14 protein-coding genes are annotated in these 17767 nt (G+C 55.2%); 9 read left to right on the forward strand and 5 right to left on the reverse strand.

Annotated elements, in window-relative coordinates; translation table 11 throughout:
• Nucleotides 1-31: 31 nt before the first annotated feature.
• Together AC0LWM_RS06060 and AC0LWM_RS06065 are read right to left on the reverse strand one after the other, a co-directional pair.
• Nucleotides 32-3109, reverse strand: coding sequence for an ATP-binding protein (locus tag AC0LWM_RS06060; RefSeq protein ID WP_474674017.1), 3078 nt, complete (start codon nt 3107-3109; stop codon nt 32-34).
• Nucleotides 3106-4236: a response regulator gene (locus tag AC0LWM_RS06065; protein WP_474674018.1), complete on the reverse strand. Its 1131-nt coding sequence runs from the start codon at nt 4234-4236 to the stop codon at nt 3106-3108. Before AC0LWM_RS06065 ends, AC0LWM_RS06060 begins: the two co-directional genes overlap by 4 nt.
• 140 nt (nt 4237-4376) lie before the next feature.
• Here AC0LWM_RS06065 and AC0LWM_RS06070 point away from each other — a divergent pair, with 140 nt between their 5' ends.
• The 9 genes from AC0LWM_RS06070 to hutI all read left to right on the forward strand — a co-directional run bounded on the left by AC0LWM_RS06070 (nt 4377) and on the right by hutI (nt 14305).
• Nucleotides 4377-5567, forward strand: coding sequence for a helix-turn-helix domain-containing protein (locus tag AC0LWM_RS06070; RefSeq protein WP_474674019.1), 1191 nt, complete (start codon nt 4377-4379; stop codon nt 5565-5567).
• A 78-nt stretch (nt 5568-5645) separates the two neighbouring features.
• Nucleotides 5646-6815 (forward strand): ABC transporter substrate-binding protein, encoded by a 1170-nt coding sequence (locus AC0LWM_RS06075; RefSeq protein WP_474674020.1) that lies wholly within the window; start codon nt 5646-5648, stop codon nt 6813-6815.
• Between the two features lie 29 nt (nt 6816-6844).
• Nucleotides 6845-7729, forward strand: coding sequence for a branched-chain amino acid ABC transporter permease (locus tag AC0LWM_RS06080; protein WP_474674021.1), 885 nt, complete (start codon nt 6845-6847; stop codon nt 7727-7729).
• Between the two features lie 9 nt (nt 7730-7738).
• The gene (locus tag AC0LWM_RS06085; protein WP_474674022.1) at nt 7739-8683 is read left to right on the forward strand and encodes a branched-chain amino acid ABC transporter permease; all 945 of its coding nucleotides are present in this window, start codon (nt 7739-7741) and stop codon (nt 8681-8683) included.
• Nucleotides 8676-9461: an ABC transporter ATP-binding protein gene (locus tag AC0LWM_RS06090; protein ID WP_474674023.1), complete on the forward strand. Its 786-nt coding sequence runs from the start codon at nt 8676-8678 to the stop codon at nt 9459-9461. Before AC0LWM_RS06085 ends, AC0LWM_RS06090 begins: the two co-directional genes overlap by 8 nt.
• Nucleotides 9445-10149: an ABC transporter ATP-binding protein gene (locus AC0LWM_RS06095; protein ID WP_474674024.1), complete on the forward strand. Its 705-nt coding sequence runs from the start codon at nt 9445-9447 to the stop codon at nt 10147-10149. The genes AC0LWM_RS06090 and AC0LWM_RS06095 overlap by 17 nt, the downstream gene beginning before the upstream one ends.
• A 27-nt stretch (nt 10150-10176) precedes the next feature.
• A complete protein-coding gene (locus tag AC0LWM_RS06100; RefSeq protein WP_474674025.1) occupies nt 10177-11193 on the forward strand; it encodes an agmatinase family protein in 1017 nt (338 codons plus the stop codon).
• A 49-nt stretch (nt 11194-11242) separates the two neighbouring features.
• Nucleotides 11243-12907, forward strand: a complete 1665-nt coding sequence (gene hutU / locus AC0LWM_RS06105) for a urocanate hydratase (protein ID WP_474674211.1) — start codon at nt 11243-11245, stop codon at nt 12905-12907.
• A 90-nt stretch (nt 12908-12997) separates the two neighbouring features.
• Nucleotides 12998-14305 carry an imidazolonepropionase gene (gene hutI, locus AC0LWM_RS06110; protein WP_474674026.1) on the forward strand — a complete coding sequence of 436 codons (1308 nt, stop codon included), beginning with the start codon at nt 12998-13000 and terminating at the stop codon, nt 14303-14305.
• A 153-nt stretch (nt 14306-14458) separates the two neighbouring features.
• Here the strand turns inward: hutI and AC0LWM_RS06115 are convergent, their stop codons facing one another.
• The 3 genes from AC0LWM_RS06115 to AC0LWM_RS06125 form a co-directional block, all read right to left on the reverse strand.
• Nucleotides 14459-15544, reverse strand: coding sequence for a sensor histidine kinase (locus AC0LWM_RS06115; RefSeq protein WP_474674027.1), 1086 nt, complete (start codon nt 15542-15544; stop codon nt 14459-14461).
• Nucleotides 15545-15562: 18 nt separating this feature from the next.
• Nucleotides 15563-16261 (reverse strand): response regulator transcription factor, encoded by a 699-nt coding sequence (locus tag AC0LWM_RS06120; protein WP_474674028.1) that lies wholly within the window; start codon nt 16259-16261, stop codon nt 15563-15565.
• 850 nt (nt 16262-17111) lie between these two features.
• Complete coding sequence (locus AC0LWM_RS06125) at nt 17112-17744, reverse strand: NAD(P)-dependent oxidoreductase (RefSeq protein ID WP_474674029.1); 633 nt, start codon at nt 17742-17744, stop codon at nt 17112-17114.
• Between the last annotated feature and the right edge of the window lie 23 nt (nt 17745-17767).

A 17767-nucleotide genomic window follows, 5' to 3' on the forward strand; every position in this document is an offset into this window, starting at 1 on the left:
GCTTCACTCGGTTGATTCCGCAATATTGCACTCATCCTGCTTGCGCCTTCGCCGAATCGATCGGGATCAGCACCGTGACTTTTGTACCAAATTCCGGCCTGCTTTCCAGCTGCAGCTCTGTCCCGTATTCGAATTTCAGACGTTTTCCGATATTGTAGAGGCCTACACCCTGAGAGGCATCCGATTCGCTTTCGTTCCCTTCAAGCCGTCTCTTAAGCTTGGCAAGCGACTCCTCCGTCATGCCGACGCCATCGTCTTCAATGACGAAGCTGAAGTGCCCGCCCTCCTGCAGAGCCGAAATTTGTACGGTGCCCCCTTCAACCCGCCGTCCGATTCCGTGGCGGATGGCATTCTCGACAAGCGGTTGAATGAGCAGCGGCGGGATACTGACGTTATAGATCGGCTCCGCAATGTCATATTCGATTCGCAGACGATCCAGAAACCGCGCCTGCTCAATATCGACATAAGTCTGAATGAATTCCAGCTCCCGGACGAACAAAACCCGCTTCTGCGTATTGCTGAACCGGAAGCTGCCGCGCAAATAGTCGGCAAGATCGGTCGTCAGCTTCCTGGACTGCTCCGCGTTCGTATAGCTGAGCGCAATGATCGAGTTTAAGGCGTTATATAAAAAATGCGGCTTGATTTGCGACTGCAGAAACGCCATCTCCAACTCGATCGTCTTGCCTAACGTCCGCTTCATCGCCAGCAATCCTTTGATTCGCGCTTTCAGTTCCGCCGTATCAAACGGCTTGGACAAAAAATCGTTCGCCCCCGCATCGAACGCGGCTAACTTGTCCTGCGGCTGGATTGCTGCCGTGACCATCAATACCGGGAGCTCCAGCAGCGAATATTTTTTTCGGATGGCCAGGCACACTTCGATACCCGACAAGCCCGGCATCATAAGATCGAGAACAACAAGGTCGATCCCCTTCGGACTCGCCACTTGTTCGAGCGCTTCGTATCCGTTCTTGACGGCAATGACGTTGCAGCCGAGCGGCCGCAGCATGTCGATCAGAATTCGCAAATTAGGATAATGGTCGTCCACGATGAGCACCGTGTACGTTCCTTCGCCCTCCGAATAATAAGGCGTCGGAAACGAATAATCCTGCGCAGGCATAACGCGTTCTCCACCTGTGCGGATGCTCCCCGATTTGCTGCCGGAACCGGCTTTCGGAAGCCGGAAGGCAACCGTTGTCCCTTCGCCAATGGAGGAAGCGATCGAGATATCCCCTTGCTGAAGCTGAAGAAGCTGTTTCACGATGGACAGGCCTAATCCGATCGAATTTCTTTCCGCCTGACTGGACGTCATGAAAGGCTCGAAAATCATGGAAAGCGAAGCTTCATCCATCCCCGCCCCCGTATCCCGAATCGAGACGACGATCATATCCCCCGCTTCCTCAGCCGAAACTTCAATGCTGCCTTGGGCGGTATACTTGATCGCATTGTCCAGCAAGTTGCCGATAATTTGATGAAGCCGGCTTTCATCCACGAGAACGAACGGCATTTGCCGCGGCACGTGGTTTACTAGCCGTATATTTTTGTCCGCGGACAAATAGCCGTATATTTGCAGATTGAGCTCAACGGCCGAATAAACGTCGACCGGAATCGGATGTACGGTCAAGCGGCCTTGCTTCAGCTTGGACAAATCCAGAATATCGTAAACCAGCTGCGACAAACGGCCGGTTATCTCCATCATCAGCTGTAGCTTTTCTTGCTGCGTCGCCGTCAACGTCTCGTGCTCGTCGTCGATCATCGACCGGGAAATGTTCATTACCGTGTGAAGCGGCGTCTTGAATTCATGGGACGTTCTCGCCAAAAAATCATCCTTGAGCGCATCCGCCTCGATCAGCTTCAACGACAAATCCTCGATTTGCTTAAAAGCGTTCGAAAACCGCAGCGACATGACCAGCGCAAGCATGAGCAGGAACAAAAACGGCTCGAAGGGGACAAAAGAAACCGAAGTTGCCGTGTATACGTTAAGATTTTGCAGCAAGGCGTATGTATTCAAGGCAATAGCCGCAACGACCAGATAAATGCTTCCCTCCACCTTGTGCAAAGCGGCCAATACAAAAACATAGGTCGCATACAGGAAAGGCAAAGTTGCGTATAACGTCGAGCATACGAGTGAATACTCGTTGGCGAAAAATTCGGTAAATCCGACCAACAGAACGCCCATCACGATTCCGGCGCTCAAACCGATCCGAATGAACCGTGCGGAGCAAAACTGCCGGAACGCCAAATAAAGATAGATTAGAAGCCCGGCCCCCGCCCCTAGAGTGGACAATAATTGGATGCGGATAAATAACCAGAACGGGACCGAATCGAACAAGACGAGCAGCACTCTTTCGCCGCGCGTTGCCGTATAAGAGGCAATGAACACGCAGAGCAATCCGAACGCAATCAGGGAATAATCGCTCCTGCGCTGGGTGAACAGCCCGATGAAATACAGCCCCATGATTAAAAAGGCGGTTACGGCGATCCAATCGTTCGCCAGCGCAACATCGCGCAATCGGGCAATATCCGATTGAAATCCCAATTCAATGGGATGCTTGATGCCGCTGCTCACACGAAATTCGTGATTCGCCACCTGCACGATGATCTCGTTCCACCCGCTGCGCAAATTGAAGTAGCTGACATAGGGCTTATTTTTCGCATCGTAAGGTTCTGCCGGACTTCCGCTTTCGCCTACGGTTTGCCCGTTGATGATGATTCGGTTCGAGATTTGGATCGAAGATGTTTTAAGTCCGAAAACATGCCCGGCTTCGCCGATATGGACGAGCAGCCGGTAAGTCGCTTTGCCGAGCGTGTCCATCTTGTCCGTCCATGATCCGGGAACATCGATCCATGCCGGAGCGGGCGCGGACGATTGCTCTCGGCCGTCCTTCGCGGCGAAATCATTGTGATCCAGCAGCCGATTCGGGTAAAACGCCCACTCCCCGTCCAGGGGGACGGTACCTTGATCGGAGAAGGACCAATCCGTCAGATCCAGCTTCCCTTGAACCGCCTTCGGCGCATGTTCCCCGTCGGGAGTGAAAATCTGCAAAAACAATACATACGTTGCCGCCAGGATAACCAAGGCAATAACCGCCGCCGATAGCTTCTTTCTCATAGAGCTCCTTGCTGCGCCATCTGCCCGTACAGACGCAAAGTCTCATCCTCGGGCTCTACGTCCAATTGGAGGCGAACCGTCTGCACCAGCTGCACGTAAACTTTTAAAGCTTCGCTTCGTTTGTCGGTTTGCAAATAGAACCGAATCAGCTCCCGGCCATCCGTTTCGGAATCCGGCGTTACGGAAACAATCCGTTTCAAGCAATCCTCGGCCAATAGAAGATTGCCTTGGCTTTCGTAATACCGGTAAAACAACCGCAGCGCCCGGACGTATCCGAAGATCAGCTCCTCTGCTCTGGCAGCCGCCCAGCCGTAGTCGCAGCCCTCCAAATATACCCCTTTATACAATTCGTTTAATCTCGCGTAATGTTGATCAGAGGTGTTCGGGTCTTTTGGGACCGTTTGGAGCAATTGCTCGAACTCGGCCAAATCGCTTTTGACGCCATTCATTGCGATGGCATAGCCTTTATCGGCTTTGCTCACCCGGAGCGGAACGCCGAATTTGTCGAAGTCTTTGCGGAGATAAGACAAACACGTGTACAGGTAAGTCTTCGCCTTCTCCAAATCGGAATCCGGCCATAACGATTCGATGATCATCGCGGTATCCACCGGCATCCCTCCATAATGAATCAGCAGGGCGCACAGCTCCTTTTCCTTGCCGGTACGCCAAGGGAACAGCCCGTTAGCCGAACCGAGCTCGATATAAAATCCGCCAAGGCAGCGGATATAATAATCTTCGCGAGAGTCCGCCGCGGGCGGCAAATTGCGCACCGCTTCCGAAAGGCGCTCAAGCGTATCTTGCAGTCTAATCTTCGTATACGGCTTCAGCAAGTAATCGACCGATCGGATCGCAAAAGCCTCTACGGCGTATTCGGTGTAAGCGGTCGTGAACACGAGCTGTATTTTCGGATCGATGGCGCGCCATCGCTTCGCCGCTTCCAGGCCGTTAAGCCCAGGCATCTCGATGTCCATGAACACGGCGTCCACCGGCGTAGACTGCAGGGCCTCCAGCGCTTGAAGCGCGTTGCGATGCCGGCCGACAATCGTTACTTGCCCGATGTCCCGCATTAATATTTCCAAGAAATCTAACGCATTCTCTTCATCATCCACTAGCATGACGCGCAACATGATGGTTCCCCGTTTCCTCTTGATGTACTATGAAAATTCGGCATGATTCGACAATTTCCTTCCGGTGCTGTTTGAATAAAAAAGAATCGCTGCGCTCACTCTAAAACAGTAAAAATGGCAATTGCCGGGAGGCTCGACCATTGGCATTCAACGCGGCCCATGCTTCATTTTCCCAACTGCTGATCTCCGGAACGCTTGTGCATGAAGGAACGTACGGCGAATTGCAAAAACGACTCGGCATCGAAGTCCACCCGAACGTGGTGATCGTTTTCTCCATTGACCGTTATTACGATTTGGCCGTCGGACAGCCGTTTATTTGGCGTGCGGACATCGGGCAGAAGCTCGTAGGCGCGCTTTATCGGGCAATCACCGTACCGTTTCTGTGGGTGTGGGTGTCGGAAGGCGTCCTGGCTGCCTTGCTGGAGCTGAAGTCCGACAAGGAGAAGGAAGCTTACGTCGAGCTGACCTTGCGGATGGTTCGCGACATTCAGAACATTACGGACCAGCACGGCTTTTCCGTTTCTTCCGGCATCGGAACCTATTACGATAACCCCTACTTGCTGAATCATTCTTACGAGGAAGCGAAAGAATCGATGATCGACCGGTTTTTCCAGGGAAACCGGCTTATTTTTCAATATACGAAGCAATCCGCCAAAGGGGACAAATGGGTGCCGGTCGTGACCCATGAAGAGAAAATGGAGCTGCTCGCCCGGGTCCGGATCGGAGACGAGGAAGGTTCGGTCGCTTATTTGAAAATATTGCTGGAGCGTTTGGCCCAAGCCTATAAGCATAATATCGACATGTTCAAGTCGGAGACGTTCGAGCTGATGATGACCGTTTCGCGGCTCGTGCTGGATGTCGGACAAAACGCTTCCGTGCTGCTATCGGACAGCGCAAGAATTATGCAGGATTTGTACCATACGATTCGCTACGACAAATACGTCGTCAAGGTGTGCGAATATTGGCGCAAGCTGGCGAGACAAGTGGCGGAAGCGCACGCGCTGGAAGCATCGCCCGCCATCCGCTCGGCCATCGGTTACATGAAAGAGCATCTCCAGGAAAAAATCACCTTGGGAGAAATAGCACAATATTGTTACCTTAGCACTTACCATTTTTCCCATTTGTTCAAGAAGGAGGTCGGCATGCCCTTCGTCGATTTCCTGAACAAGCTCCGCATCGAAAAAGCCGTGCACTTCCTGGAAACGACGGATTTGCCGATCAAAGCGATCGCGGCGCGGACGGGATTTCAGGATACGAACTATTTTTCGCGCAAATTTAAGATGGTTACGAACTTAAGCCCGACGGAATACCGCGCAGCAAAATTGTGCTAGTGTTCCGCAAGTTTAACTAGATTCAAGAAAGCGCTTTTATTGTAAGATGGGTACACAAAACGATTAGGGGGCTATTCGATGAGAAAGATATCCATCATTGCGGCAAGTTTGCTTTCGATTTCCCTTCTTTTTTCCGGTTGCGCGACAAAGCAAAATGATTCGATGAAAAATGATAGCGCTGCCAATTCAAGCGGCGATGTCATCAAGCTGGGCTGGATCGGGCCGTTAACCGGACCTACCGCCACGGACGGGACGCACAGCAGAGACGCGGCGATGCTTGCCGTAGACCAATACAATAAAGCCGGGGGCATTGGCGGCAAACAAATCGAATTGATCGCTGAGGACGATCAAGGGAAGCCCGAAGAAGCGTTAAAGGGCGTGCAAAAGCTCATTAACAACGATAAAGTCGTTGCCGTTGTCGGCGGCGCTTACAGCGGTCCGACGAAGACGGTCGCCGCCAAAATGCAAGAGCTCAAAGTGCCGATGGTCATCGCCTACGCCGTTCACCCGGATGCGACCAAAGGCGGCGATTACGTAAACCGCGTCATCTATACGGGGCCGGTTCAAGGGAAAGCGATGGCCGATTACGCCGTGAACGATTTGCAGAAGAAGAACATCGCCGTGCTTTACGTTGATATCGATTACGGTAAATCAATTTATACGTCCTTTAAGGAAGAGGTCGGCAAGCTTGGTGCGAATGTCGTCATTGAGCGTCCGTTCAAAATGGGCGACAAAGACTTCAGCTCGGTGCTGACCGCCGTCAAAGCCGCAAGCCCGGATGCCTTGTACGTCGTCGGGTATTACAATGAGGCCGCGGCGATCGTCAAGCAAGCGAAGGAAGCCGGTGTAGACGCTCAACTGCTTGGCGTTGACGGATTCGATTCGCCGAAGTTTCTGGAGCTCGGCAAGTCCAATACGGAAGGCTCGACGTTCACCACCTCGTTCTACGCAACGGACGAGCGCCAAATCGTCAAAACATTCGTTGAGGAATGGCAGAAGAAATTTAGCGAGGTTCCGGACATGCTCTCCTCGCAAAGCTACGATGCGGCGACCGTCATTATGGAAGCGCTGAAGAAAGCCGGGGCTGACAAAGAAAAGCTGAAGCAAGCCATTAACGAAACGAAGGATCTCGAAGGCACGTCGGGCAAAATTTCGTTCGGCGCGAACCATGAAGTCATTAAACCGGTCATCTTCATGACCGTGAAGGACGGCAAATTCCAATTTGTCAAATCGAAAGCGTATAACTGACAATCCGCCTGCAGAAAGGATGGATCCCATTGGTTTTTTTACAGCAGTTGCTTAACGGCATATCCCTCGGATTCATTTATATTTTGATCGCGGTTGGCCTGACGATGGTTTATGGCGTGCTAAAGCTGCTTCATTTTGCCCACGGGACGATTTATACGGTCGGTGCTTTTGCCGCCATGGCCGGAATCACTTATTTGCACCTGCCTGTTATCGTCGCCTTCCTGTTCGCCATGGCCATCTCGGCCGTGGCGGGCATGATGATCGAGAAATTCGCTTACCGCCCGCTGCGCGGGACGCATCCGATCACGACGCTGATCAGCGGCATCGGCATCGCCATCATCCTGGAGAACGTGTTCCAGGTTATGTTCTCGTCGGACACCAGAGCGTTTCCGGAAACAGGCTTTGAGATTTCCGTCATCAAGCTGACCGAATCGATTACGTTAACGAATATGAAGCTTTACATTATTGTCGCCGGCGTCATCGGGCTTGGACTCTTGTACCTGTTTCTCAAATTTACGAAAATGGGGCTCGCCATCCAGGCGACATCCCAGGATTTGCGCGCAGCTTCATTAATGGGCGTCAACGTTAACCGCGTCGTGGCCGTCACCTTCGCGCTCGGATCGGCTCTTGCCGCCGCCGCAGGCATTCTGGTCGCCATGAACTTCAATTCCATGTTTCCGACCATGGGGGCGATACCAGGGCTCAAAGCGTTTTGCGTCGTCGTGCTGGGCGGTCTCGGCTCCATTCCCGGAACGATTGTCGGCGGCCTCATTCTCGGCGTTGTCGAATCGCTGAGCGACGGCTATATGACGGGCATGGTCGTCGATAAAGACGCGATCGCTTTTATCATTCTCATTCTTATTTTATTGGTGAAGCCATCCGGACTCTTTGGCAAAAACATCGAGAAGGTGTAGGTGATCCGTATGGACAGCATACTGAATCCTTATTACGTTGATATCTTCGTTTTTCTGGTCATCTACATTTTGCTGGGCCTTGGGCTCAATCTGATTACCGGCTTTGCCGGGCAAGTATCGCTAGGACATGCGGCATTTTTCGGAATCGGGGCTTATGCTTCCGCGATTTTGTCGGTAAAGGCCGGACTTGATACCTGGCTCTCGATGATCCTCGCGGTCGTCATTACGTTCGTATTCAGCGCGGTGCTCGGGCTGCCGAGCCTTCGGGTCAAGGAAGATTTCCTGGCGATTACGACGCTTGGGCTCGGGCTGATTATCCAATCGTTTTTCAAAAACGCCGAAATTACCGGAGGCGCGTACGGCATCGATTCGATTCCGGCACCTTCCTTGTTCGGCTGGAAGCTTGATAATTCGGGGTACCTGCTTCTCGTCATCCTCGTCATGGCGGCCGGCATTTATGCGCTGAAGAAGATGACCGGCTCGCGCATCGGCAGAGCGTGGATGGTCATCCGCGAGGATGAAACGGTCGCCAAGGCGATGGGCATCAACACGACGTATTACAAGGTGCTCGTATTCGCGATCGGCGGGGCATACGCCGGAGCCGCGGGAGCGCTGTTCGCGCACAAGGTTTCCTTTATCGGCGCGGACTCCTTCGGCTTCACCGTATCGGCAACGGTGCTCAGCATGGTCGTCATCGGCGGCCTCGGCAGCATCCGCGGCACGTTGTTCGGCGTCAGCCTGCTCTATTTGCTGCCGGAGATGTTCCGATTGTTCGAGTTTGATTTTATCGACATGAAGTACTTGGATATGTACAAAATGACCCTTTACGGGCTGTTGATGGTTCTCGTCGTGCGCTACCGCCCGAAAGGCATTTTCGGCAAGACGGGAATCAAGCTGAAGCCGAAACAGCCGCAAAAAGCGGGGTCGCCGAAGGACGGTGACGCGGTTGCTTAAAGTCAAAGGCATTACGAAGCGCTTCGGAGGGCTGACGGCCGTCCAAGCGGTCGATTTTGAAGTCAGGCAAGGCGAAATCGTCGGGCTGATCGGCCCGAACGGCGCCGGCAAAACGACGTTTTTCAATATATTGACGGGCATTTACAAGGCGGACGAAGGAACGATCGAATTCGAAGGCAAAGCGATTCAAGGCCTCCCTTCCTACAGGATCGCCAACAGCGGGATGTCCCGGACGTTTCAAAATATACGGCTGCTCAAGGATGAAACGGTGCTCGAAAACGTGAAGGTCGGCATGTTCGGCCGAACCAAGTCCGGTTTGTGGTCGGCCATCCTCGGCCTGCGCGCCGCTGCGCGGGAAGAAGCGCACGTGACGGAGTCGAGCCTTCGGGCGATCGAGCTGGTCGGGCTGCGAGGCTTCGAGCACGAGTCGGCCGGAAGCTTATCGTACGGCAATCAGCGGCGGGTCGAAATCGCCCGCGCCTTGGCCGCAAGCCCCAAGCTGCTGCTGCTCGACGAGCCAACGGCCGGCATGAACGCGCAGGAGACGAAGGAAGTGGACGATCTGGTGCGCAAAATCCGGGAGCACGGAACGACGGTCATTCTGATCGAGCATAACGTAGGCATGGTGGTTGACCTGTGCGACCGGCTCGTCGTTCTGGATCACGGCGAAAAAATCGCCGACGGTGCGCCGGAGCAGGTCATCGAGCATCCGAAGGTCATCGAGGCGTACATCGGCAAATCCGACGAGGAGGTGCATCCCCTTGCTGCAAATTCATGAGCTTAACGTATCTTACGGAAGCATTCACGCCGTACGCGGCCTGTCGCTTCGCGTGGATGCCGGCGAGGTCGTTGCGCTCATCGGCTCGAACGGGGCCGGGAAATCAACGACGGTGAACGCGATTTGCGGGGTGATCCCTTCCCGCGGCTCCATCCGCTATAACGGCAAGGAGCTGATCGGCGCCTCCACGCACGACATTGTAAAAAGCGGGATCGTGATGGTTCCCGAAGGAAGACGCGTGTTTCCGAAGCTGACCGTCGCCGACAATTTGGCCATGGGCGCCTACTCGCGAAAAGCGTCCAAGGCGGAGCTTGCGCGCGATATCGATTTCGTCTACGGGCTGTTTCCGCGGCTTGCGGAACGCAAAAGCCAATTCGCCGGCACGATGAGCGGCGGCGAGCAGCAAATGCTCGCGATCGGGCGGGCGCTGATGGCGAAGCCGAAGCTGCTCATTCTGGACGAGCCGTCCATGGGCCTCGCGCCGATCGTCGTCAAAGGGATATTCGAAACGCTGCGCGTCATCAAGCAGCAAGGCTTAACGACGCTGCTCATCGAGCAAAACGCGTCCATGGCGCTATCGGTGGCCGACCGCGGCTACGTGATGGAGCACGGGGAAATCCGGTTCCACGACACCGCGGACCGGTTGCGTACGGAGGAAAACGTCAAGAAGGCATACCTCGGGCACTAATATATTTTCATCAGGAAGCAGGGATTTATGTTGCAAACGATCGACTTGTTGAATCCGCCCGAAATCGCCCGGCGCTCCAACTGGCGTGACCGCTATGAAACGAAAGTGGCCCAGTGGCTTACTCCCTGGGACGGAGAAGAGCAGGTGGACATCGGCTTCATCGGGGTGCCGTTATCCAAAACCTCGATCAGCATCTCGGGCGCATCCATGACGCCCAATGCGCTGCGCGAGCTATTCGCCAATGTGACGACGTATTGCCTCGACCACGATGTCGATTTGCAGGAGCTGCAGGCTCGCGATTTGGGCGATATCCGCATGCACGTCACCGACCTGCTGCAGTGCCACGCCAACATCGAGCAAGGCTTAAGCAATGTGTATACGGCGATCCCTCGCCTCTTCCCCATTATCGCCGGGGGCGACCATTCCATCACCTGTCCTTCCGTCAAAGCGTTCAAACGACGCTACGGCGGTGGCGGCGATGGTAACGGTGGTAGTGGTAGTGGCGGTAGTGGCAGCGGAAAAGTCGGCATCGTGCAGTTGGATGCCCATATGGATGTCCGAAACCTGCAAGACGGGGGACCAACGAATGGCACGCCCATTCGCGGCTTGATCGAATCGGGGACGATCGAAGGGCGCCATATCGCCCAGATCGGCCTGCACAGCTTCGCCAATTCCAAGCCGTACCGGGAATATGCCGTCTCGCAAGGCATCACCCAGTTCACCGCCCGACAAGTCGCCCAAGTGGGGATCGAGCCTTTGGTGGAACAGGCGATAAACGTTGCAGGTACGGGTACGGATGCAATCTATGTGACGGTGGACATGGATGTGTTGGATCAAGCCTATGCACCCGGAGTTCCGGCGATGGTGCCGGCCGGCATGACATCCTGGCAGCTGCTGGAGGCGGTTTTCCTGCTCGGGCGGCACCCGAAGGTACAGGGGTTCGATATCGTCTGCGTGGATCCGATGCAGGATACTCGGCGAGCGACCGTCCGAACCGCGCTGCACGTCATACTCACTTTTCTCGCCGGTTATATGAAACGTTGATCATTCATTCATCCATTTATAAAGCAAAGGGGATAGCAACATGGGCAACATGCAAAATACGGCTGGACGTACGATTCGCGCGCCTCGCGGAACGAAGCTTACAGCGAAAGGCTGGCAGCAGGAAGCGGTGCTTCGGATGCTGATGAACAATTTGGACCCCGAAGTGGCGGAACGTCCGGAAGATCTCGTCGTTTACGGCGGCATCGGGAAAGCGGCGCGAAATTGGGAATGCTTCGATAAAATCGTGGAATGCTTGACTCAGCTGGAAAACGACGAGACGCTGCTCGTTCAATCGGGTAAGCCGGTGGGCGTCTTCAAGACGCATCCGTTGTCTCCGCGCGTGCTCATTTCCAATTCCGTCATCGTTCCGGCTTTCGCCAACTGGGACACGTTCCACGAGCTGGACAAAAAAGGACTGATGATGTACGGCCAAATGACGGCGGGCAGCTGGATTTACATCGGCAGCCAAGGCATTTTGCAAGGAACGTACGAAACGTTCGCCGAAGCTGCCCGCCAGCACGCCGGAGGCACGCTGAGAGGAACGCTGACGTTAACGGCGGGACTCGGCGGCATGGGCGGCGCCCAGCCGCTGGCCGTAACGATGAACGACGGCGTCGTGATCGGCGTGGACGTCGATCCGTCCCGCATTCAGCGCCGAATCGACACCCGCTATTGCGACGTGATGGTCTATGATTTGAATGAGGCGCTGAAGCTGGCGAGCGAAGCCCAGGAGCAAGGCAAGCCGCTTTCGATCGGGCTTGTCGGCAACGCGGCCGAAATATTCCCCGAGTTCGCGGCTCGCGGCATCGTTCCCGATTTCGTGACAGACCAAACGTCCGCCCACGATCCGCTGAACGGTTACGTGCCAAGCGGCTATTCCCTTGAAGCTGCCGCCGAACTACGCAAGAGCGATCCGGCTGAATACGTGAAGCTGTCCAAGCGGTCGATGGCCGCGCATGTGCAAGCGATGCTCGACCTGCAGCGCATGGGATCGGTCGTGTTCGACTACGGCAACAACATCCGCCAAGTCGCTCTGGACGAAGGCGTCGAAGACGCGTTTAACTTCCCGGGTTTTGTTCCGGCCTACATCCGCCCGCTGTTCTGCGAAGGCAAAGGCCCGTTCCGCTGGGCCGCGCTGTCCGGCGATCCGGAAGATATCCGCAAGACCGACGAGCTCGTGCTGAGGCTGTTCCCGGACAACGAGCCGCTGCATCGGTGGATCGGCATGGCGCAGGAAAAAATCGCGTTCCAGGGCTTGCCGGCGCGCATATGCTGGCTAGGCTACGGAGAACGCGCGAAGCTGGGGCTTGCGATCAATGAAATGGTACGTAACGGCGAGCTGTCGGCGCCGATCGTCATCGGGCGCGACCATCTGGATTGCGGTTCGGTCGCGTCCCCGAACAGGGAGACGGAAGCGATGCAGGACGGCAGCGACGTCGTCGGCGACTGGGCGATTCTGAACGCGCTCGTCAACACCGCATCCGGCGCGAGCTGGGTTTCCGTCCATCACGGCGGCGGCGTAGGCATGGGGTATTCCTTGCATGCCGGCATGGTCGTCGTTGCCGACGGAACGAAGGAGGCCGACGAGCGGCTATCTCGCGTGCTGAACACCGACCCCGGGATGGGCGTCATCCGCCATGCCGACGCCGGCTACGAGCTGGCGATCGAAACGGCCAAGCAGCGCGGCGTCCGCGTGCCGATGCTGGGCATATAAACGGCGGCCGAGTACCGCACGAAACATGTCCAACGGCCCGATATCTTCACGGTTTCGGGCTGTTGGCTTTCGAAGGAGCGATATAACGATATGGATAAGGATTTGAATAAGGATATGGATAACCGTCCGGTAGATTTGCTGATACGCCGGATCGGCACGCTGATTACGATGCAGGGGACGCCAGGCGCGCGAAAAGGAAGCGAAATGGCCGACGTATCGGCTATTTCCGATGGCGCCGTGGCCATCCGTGACGGCGCGATCGTCGCGGCCGGCCCGGAGGAGGACGTGCTCGCGCAAATCGGCGGCTCTCGCGTGCATGACACTCTGGACGCGCAGGGCATGCTGGCGACGCCGGGGCTGATCGATCCGCATACGCATCTGGTGCACGGCGGCTCGCGCGAGAACGAGCTGAGCCTTAAGCTGAAGGGCGCTTCTTACTTGGACATCCTGGCCCAAGGCGGCGGTATCCTCAGCACGGTGCGGGCGACAAGAAGCTCTACCGAAGACGAGCTTTACCGTAAAGCGAAAAAAAGTCTCGACACGATGCTTCTTTACGGCGTAACGACCGCGGAAGCGAAAAGCGGCTACGGCCTCACGCTGGATGATGAGCTGAAGCAGCTGCGCGTCACGCACAGGCTGCAGGAAGACCATCCGGTCGATTTGGTTTCGACGTTTATGGGCGCTCATATGGTGCCCGAGGAGTATAAAGGCCGTTCGGCCGAATACGTGCGCCACGTGATCGAGGATATGCTGCCCGAGGTTCGGCGGCAAGAGCTGGCCGAATTTTGCGATGTGTTCTGCGAGCACGGCGTTTTCTCCGTGGAGGAATGCGAGCGGATTCTGACCGCGGCCCGGGAGCTCGGCTTCGGCATTAAAATTCACGCCGACGAAATTGAGCCGATGGGCGGAGCGCAGCTGGCGGGCAAGCTCGGCTGCATCTCGGCGGAGCATCTGATCGCGGCGACGGACGAAGGACTGGAAGCGATGCGGCGCGCGGGCGTCGTGGCGGTATGCTTGCCGGCCACCTCGTTCAACCTGCGCCTCAAGCAGCATGCACGCGCGCGCCGCATGCTGGAGATGGGCCTTGCCGTGGCGCTGTCGACCGATTACAATCCGGGCAGCTCGCCGACCGAATCGATTCAGCTCGCGATGACGCTCGGCTGCCTGAACCTCGGGCTGACGCCGGAGGAAGTCATCACGGCGGTCACGGTCAACGCCGCCCATGCGATCGGGAAAGCCGATACGGCGGGCAGCCTCGAACCCGGCAAGCAGGCGGATATCGTGTTGTTCGATGCGCCGAATCTTGCGTATTTGCCTTACCATTTCGGCATCAACCACGTTCATACCGTCGTGAAGAAAGGCAAAATCGTCGTTTCGGATGGACGATTGGCTTATTAGTCTTCGGACAGAATTGCAAGATTGCGGAGTTGTAGGATTGCGGAGTTGTAGGATTGCGGAATTGCAGTGTTATACGGTTATGCGTCAGCCCCACCGCCAAAATGACGGTGGGGTTTTTGTTTTCCATATGCAAAAGTACTTTCCCGGACACGCCTATTTTAGAAGAGGCAGCCTCGTTTCGAACACGGTCATCTTGCGCGTGCTGCTGACGGAAATTTTCCCACCGTGCAGCTCGATAATGCTTTTGGCGATCGGTAAACCGAGCCCCGTGCCTCCGCTCCCCGAAGTTCGCGACTGCTCCGCCCGATAAAACCGTTCGAAAATATACGGGATGTCGGTCGCCGGAATCGGCTCGCCGTAATTAATGACCTTCACGACCACCTGCTCGCCCGCCCGTTCGATCTGAATATCGACGAACCGGCCGTCCTTGCCGTACCGTACGGCATTGGAAATCAAGTTCTCGTATGCCCGCACAAGCTGGTCCGCATCGGCCATAACGATCAGATCGTCGCCGCGCACCGTTACGCGGCATGTCATGCCTTCCCGCTCCAACGTCGGCACGAATTCCTCAGCCAGCTGGCGAAGGCAGCCGTCGATGTCCAGCTCCGCCGTGACCAGCGGCAGCCCGTTGTTGATGCGCGTATATTCGAACAGCTCGTCGATCAGCTTTTTAAGACTTAACGTTTTTTCATAAGCGATATTCGTATAATGGCGCAGCTCGATCTCGTCGCGGTAGCGGTCATTCTCGATCAGCTCCAGGAAGCCGAGGATGGACGTCAGCGGCGTGCGCAAATCGTGCGAAACGCCCGTAATGAGGTCGTTTTTCGTTTTCTCGGCAAACCGCTCCTCCTCGATCGACAATTTCAGCTGTTCCGTCATCCGGTTGATATGATCCGCCAGCGTTCCAAGCTCGTCCATCGTCAAAACCGGAATCTTCTGATCGAAATCTCCTTTGGCGATATGCTGCAGCCCGTCCGTGATTTGCTCGATGTAACGGATCGTCGTCCGGCTGAACACGAAGAAAAACACGAGGAACAGAAGACAGACGATAACGATGATGACGGGAAGCGAGCCGATATGGTTGACAACCCATTCGATCGGTATGCTGAATGGATAAATGCGGATAAATATCGATGCCAGTCCATACATGCCGAGCGCGATCAGCGCCGTAATCATTATGCTGAATAAGAAGCTTAGTATGAATTTCCACCGAATCGTAAAAAATACGTTTTTGTTCACTGCTTGCGCTCCTCCGCCCTATGTCTTCTCGATTTTGTAGCCGATCCCCCATACCGTTTGAATATATTTGGGTTTGCGGGGGTCTTTTTCGAGCTTCTCGCGGATTTTGCGGACGTGAACCATCACCGTATTTTTGGCATCGAAAAAAGGCTCGTTCCATACTTCTTCGTATATTTTGTCCATGCTCAGCACGATGCCGCGGTTGACCGCAAGCAGCTTCAAAATGGCGAACTCGCGCGGCGTCAGCCGGATTTCCTGTTGATCGATCGTAACCCGGTGCGTTTCGATATTGAGCACGAGATCGTCGATTTCGATCTCCTTGTCGTTGTTCGCGTGCGGCACGTTCAAATGCTTGTAGCGGCGCAACTGCGACTTGACCCGGGCAACCAGCTCCAGCGGATTGAACGGCTTCGTCACGTAATCGTCGGCGCCGATGCTGAGGCCGGATATTTTGTCGATGTCCTGGCTTTTGGCCGATATCATAATGATCGGTATGTTGTTTGTCTCGCGGATTTTCATGCATGCCTGCATGCCGTCCATCTGCGGCATCATGACGTCGAGCACGATGAGATCGACGTTGTTGTTTTTGAGCTGCGCGAGCGCTTCGAGCCCGTTCGAAGCCTTCAGCATCGTATACCCTTCGTTCTTGAAATAAATATCCATCAGCTCGACGATCTCTTTCTCATCGTCCACGAGCAGTATCGTTTCTCTTGCCACTTCCAATTCTCCTTCCGCAACCTTATCTTCCACAGTATACCACAAGGCGGGGAGCGGAGCAGGTTCAAGGGCGGCGACGTGGTTTAAGTCGCCCTTTGCGACATTCAGGCTGCGATGCGGCTTAAGTCGCCCGTTGCGACATTCAGGCTGCGATGCGGCTTAAGTCGCCCGTTGCGACATTTTGGCTGCGATGCGGCTTAAGTCGCCCGTTGCGACATTCAGGCTGCGATGCGGCTTAAGTCGCCCGTTGCGACATTCAGGCTGCGACGCGGCTCGACGGCTGTGTTGGTGGCAACGGCTGTGTTCTGGTTGCGCGGTTTATCGGCTCTCCCGAATTCCCTGGGTGTGCTCACATCAATTGTAGGGGGTGAACGCGAAGTAGATAAGGTACGGATTTCGTATTAAGTATCGAATTTTCGGTAGTTGGGTTGGCGGGCAAGGTTGTGCGATGGTTAGTGCGATGATTAGTGTACCGGTAGATTAGTAGCGGGCTGTGGGGATATCGGTTGGTTCGCTTAGTTAGATTACGAAAAACTTAATAGATGCAAAAATGCAGTTGTTTCCATCCACATCCGGCCAAATAAAGAAAATACCTGCAAAAGTACATCAATTCCATAATATAGGCGACCAATCTAGAGATTACGCTTGAAATAACTGCACTTTAGCAGGTATTGTTTCACGAACGATTCAGGTAGAAATAATAAATGTACAATCGCAGTTACTCCTAGCGCGCGAGCATATAACCGTCCAAAGGCAGGCATCGCGTGAAAATAAAAACCGTCCCATCTGCGCGAGGCAGACGAGGCGGCTCGGGGATGACCGCATTAAGATCAGATTACGCTTATGCGTATTAGTATGCTGCCGTCAGGCGCGAACGGATATGCTTGCCGCTCTCGACTTCGTCGATCATCGCTACCGCATAGTCTTCGGCAGAGATGCGGCTGTTGCCCTCCGCGTCGGAAACAAGTGCGCTCGTTCCGGTGCGGTAAGCGCCCGTTCTTGTGCCTGGCTCGATCAGCGCGGCTGGGCTGACGTACGTCCAGTCAAGGTCCGAAGCGAGATAAACGTTCATCGCATCGCGGTGTGCCAGAGCGATCGGCTTCCACGCTTCTGGGAATTGCGGCGTGTCGACGAGTTGAACGCCAGGCGCTACTTCCAGGCTCCCCGCTCCGCCAACAACGAGCAGACGACGAACGCCGGAGCGGCTTACGCCATCCACAAGCGTGTGCGCCGCGTCCACGAGCGTCTGCTCGCTTCCGTGAGCGGGTCCGATGGCGCTGATGACGACGTCATTACCGGCAACCGCCGCTGCGATACTATCCGCATCGGACGCGTTGCCGACTGCCGAACGCAAGTTGCCGTGTTGCTCGCCGAGACGGGACGCGTCACGAACGATCGCCGTTACTTCATGGCCGCGATCCAGCGCCTCTTTCAAAATACGTTGTCCGATAGTACCCGTTGCTCCGATTAATGCGATTTTCATATTGAACCATTCCTCTCGAATTT

This window comes from Paenibacillus sp. sgz302148, from assembly GCF_056120465.1.

What these genes read in the sequence shown, in the direction of transcription:
- hutU (WP_474674211.1), top strand. Translation starts at nt 11,243, where the DNA reads ATGCAAAATACGGCTGGACGTACGATTCGCGCGCCTCGCGGAACGAAG.
- hutI (WP_474674026.1), top strand. Translation starts at nt 12,998, where the DNA reads ATGGATAAGGATTTGAATAAGGATATGGATAACCGTCCGGTAGATTTG.
- AC0LWM_RS06075 (WP_474674020.1), top strand. Translation starts at nt 5,646, where the DNA reads ATGAGAAAGATATCCATCATTGCGGCAAGTTTGCTTTCGATTTCCCTT.
- AC0LWM_RS06125 (WP_474674029.1), bottom strand. Translation starts at nt 17,744, where the DNA reads ATGAAAATCGCATTAATCGGAGCAACGGGTACTATCGGACAACGTATT.
- AC0LWM_RS06085 (WP_474674022.1), top strand. Translation starts at nt 7,739, where the DNA reads ATGGACAGCATACTGAATCCTTATTACGTTGATATCTTCGTTTTTCTG.
- AC0LWM_RS06060 (WP_474674017.1), bottom strand. Translation starts at nt 3,109, where the DNA reads ATGAGAAAGAAGCTATCGGCGGCGGTTATTGCCTTGGTTATCCTGGCG.
- AC0LWM_RS06100 (WP_474674025.1), top strand. Translation starts at nt 10,177, where the DNA reads ATGTTGCAAACGATCGACTTGTTGAATCCGCCCGAAATCGCCCGGCGC.
- AC0LWM_RS06065 (WP_474674018.1), bottom strand. Translation starts at nt 4,236, where the DNA reads ATGTTGCGCGTCATGCTAGTGGATGATGAAGAGAATGCGTTAGATTTC.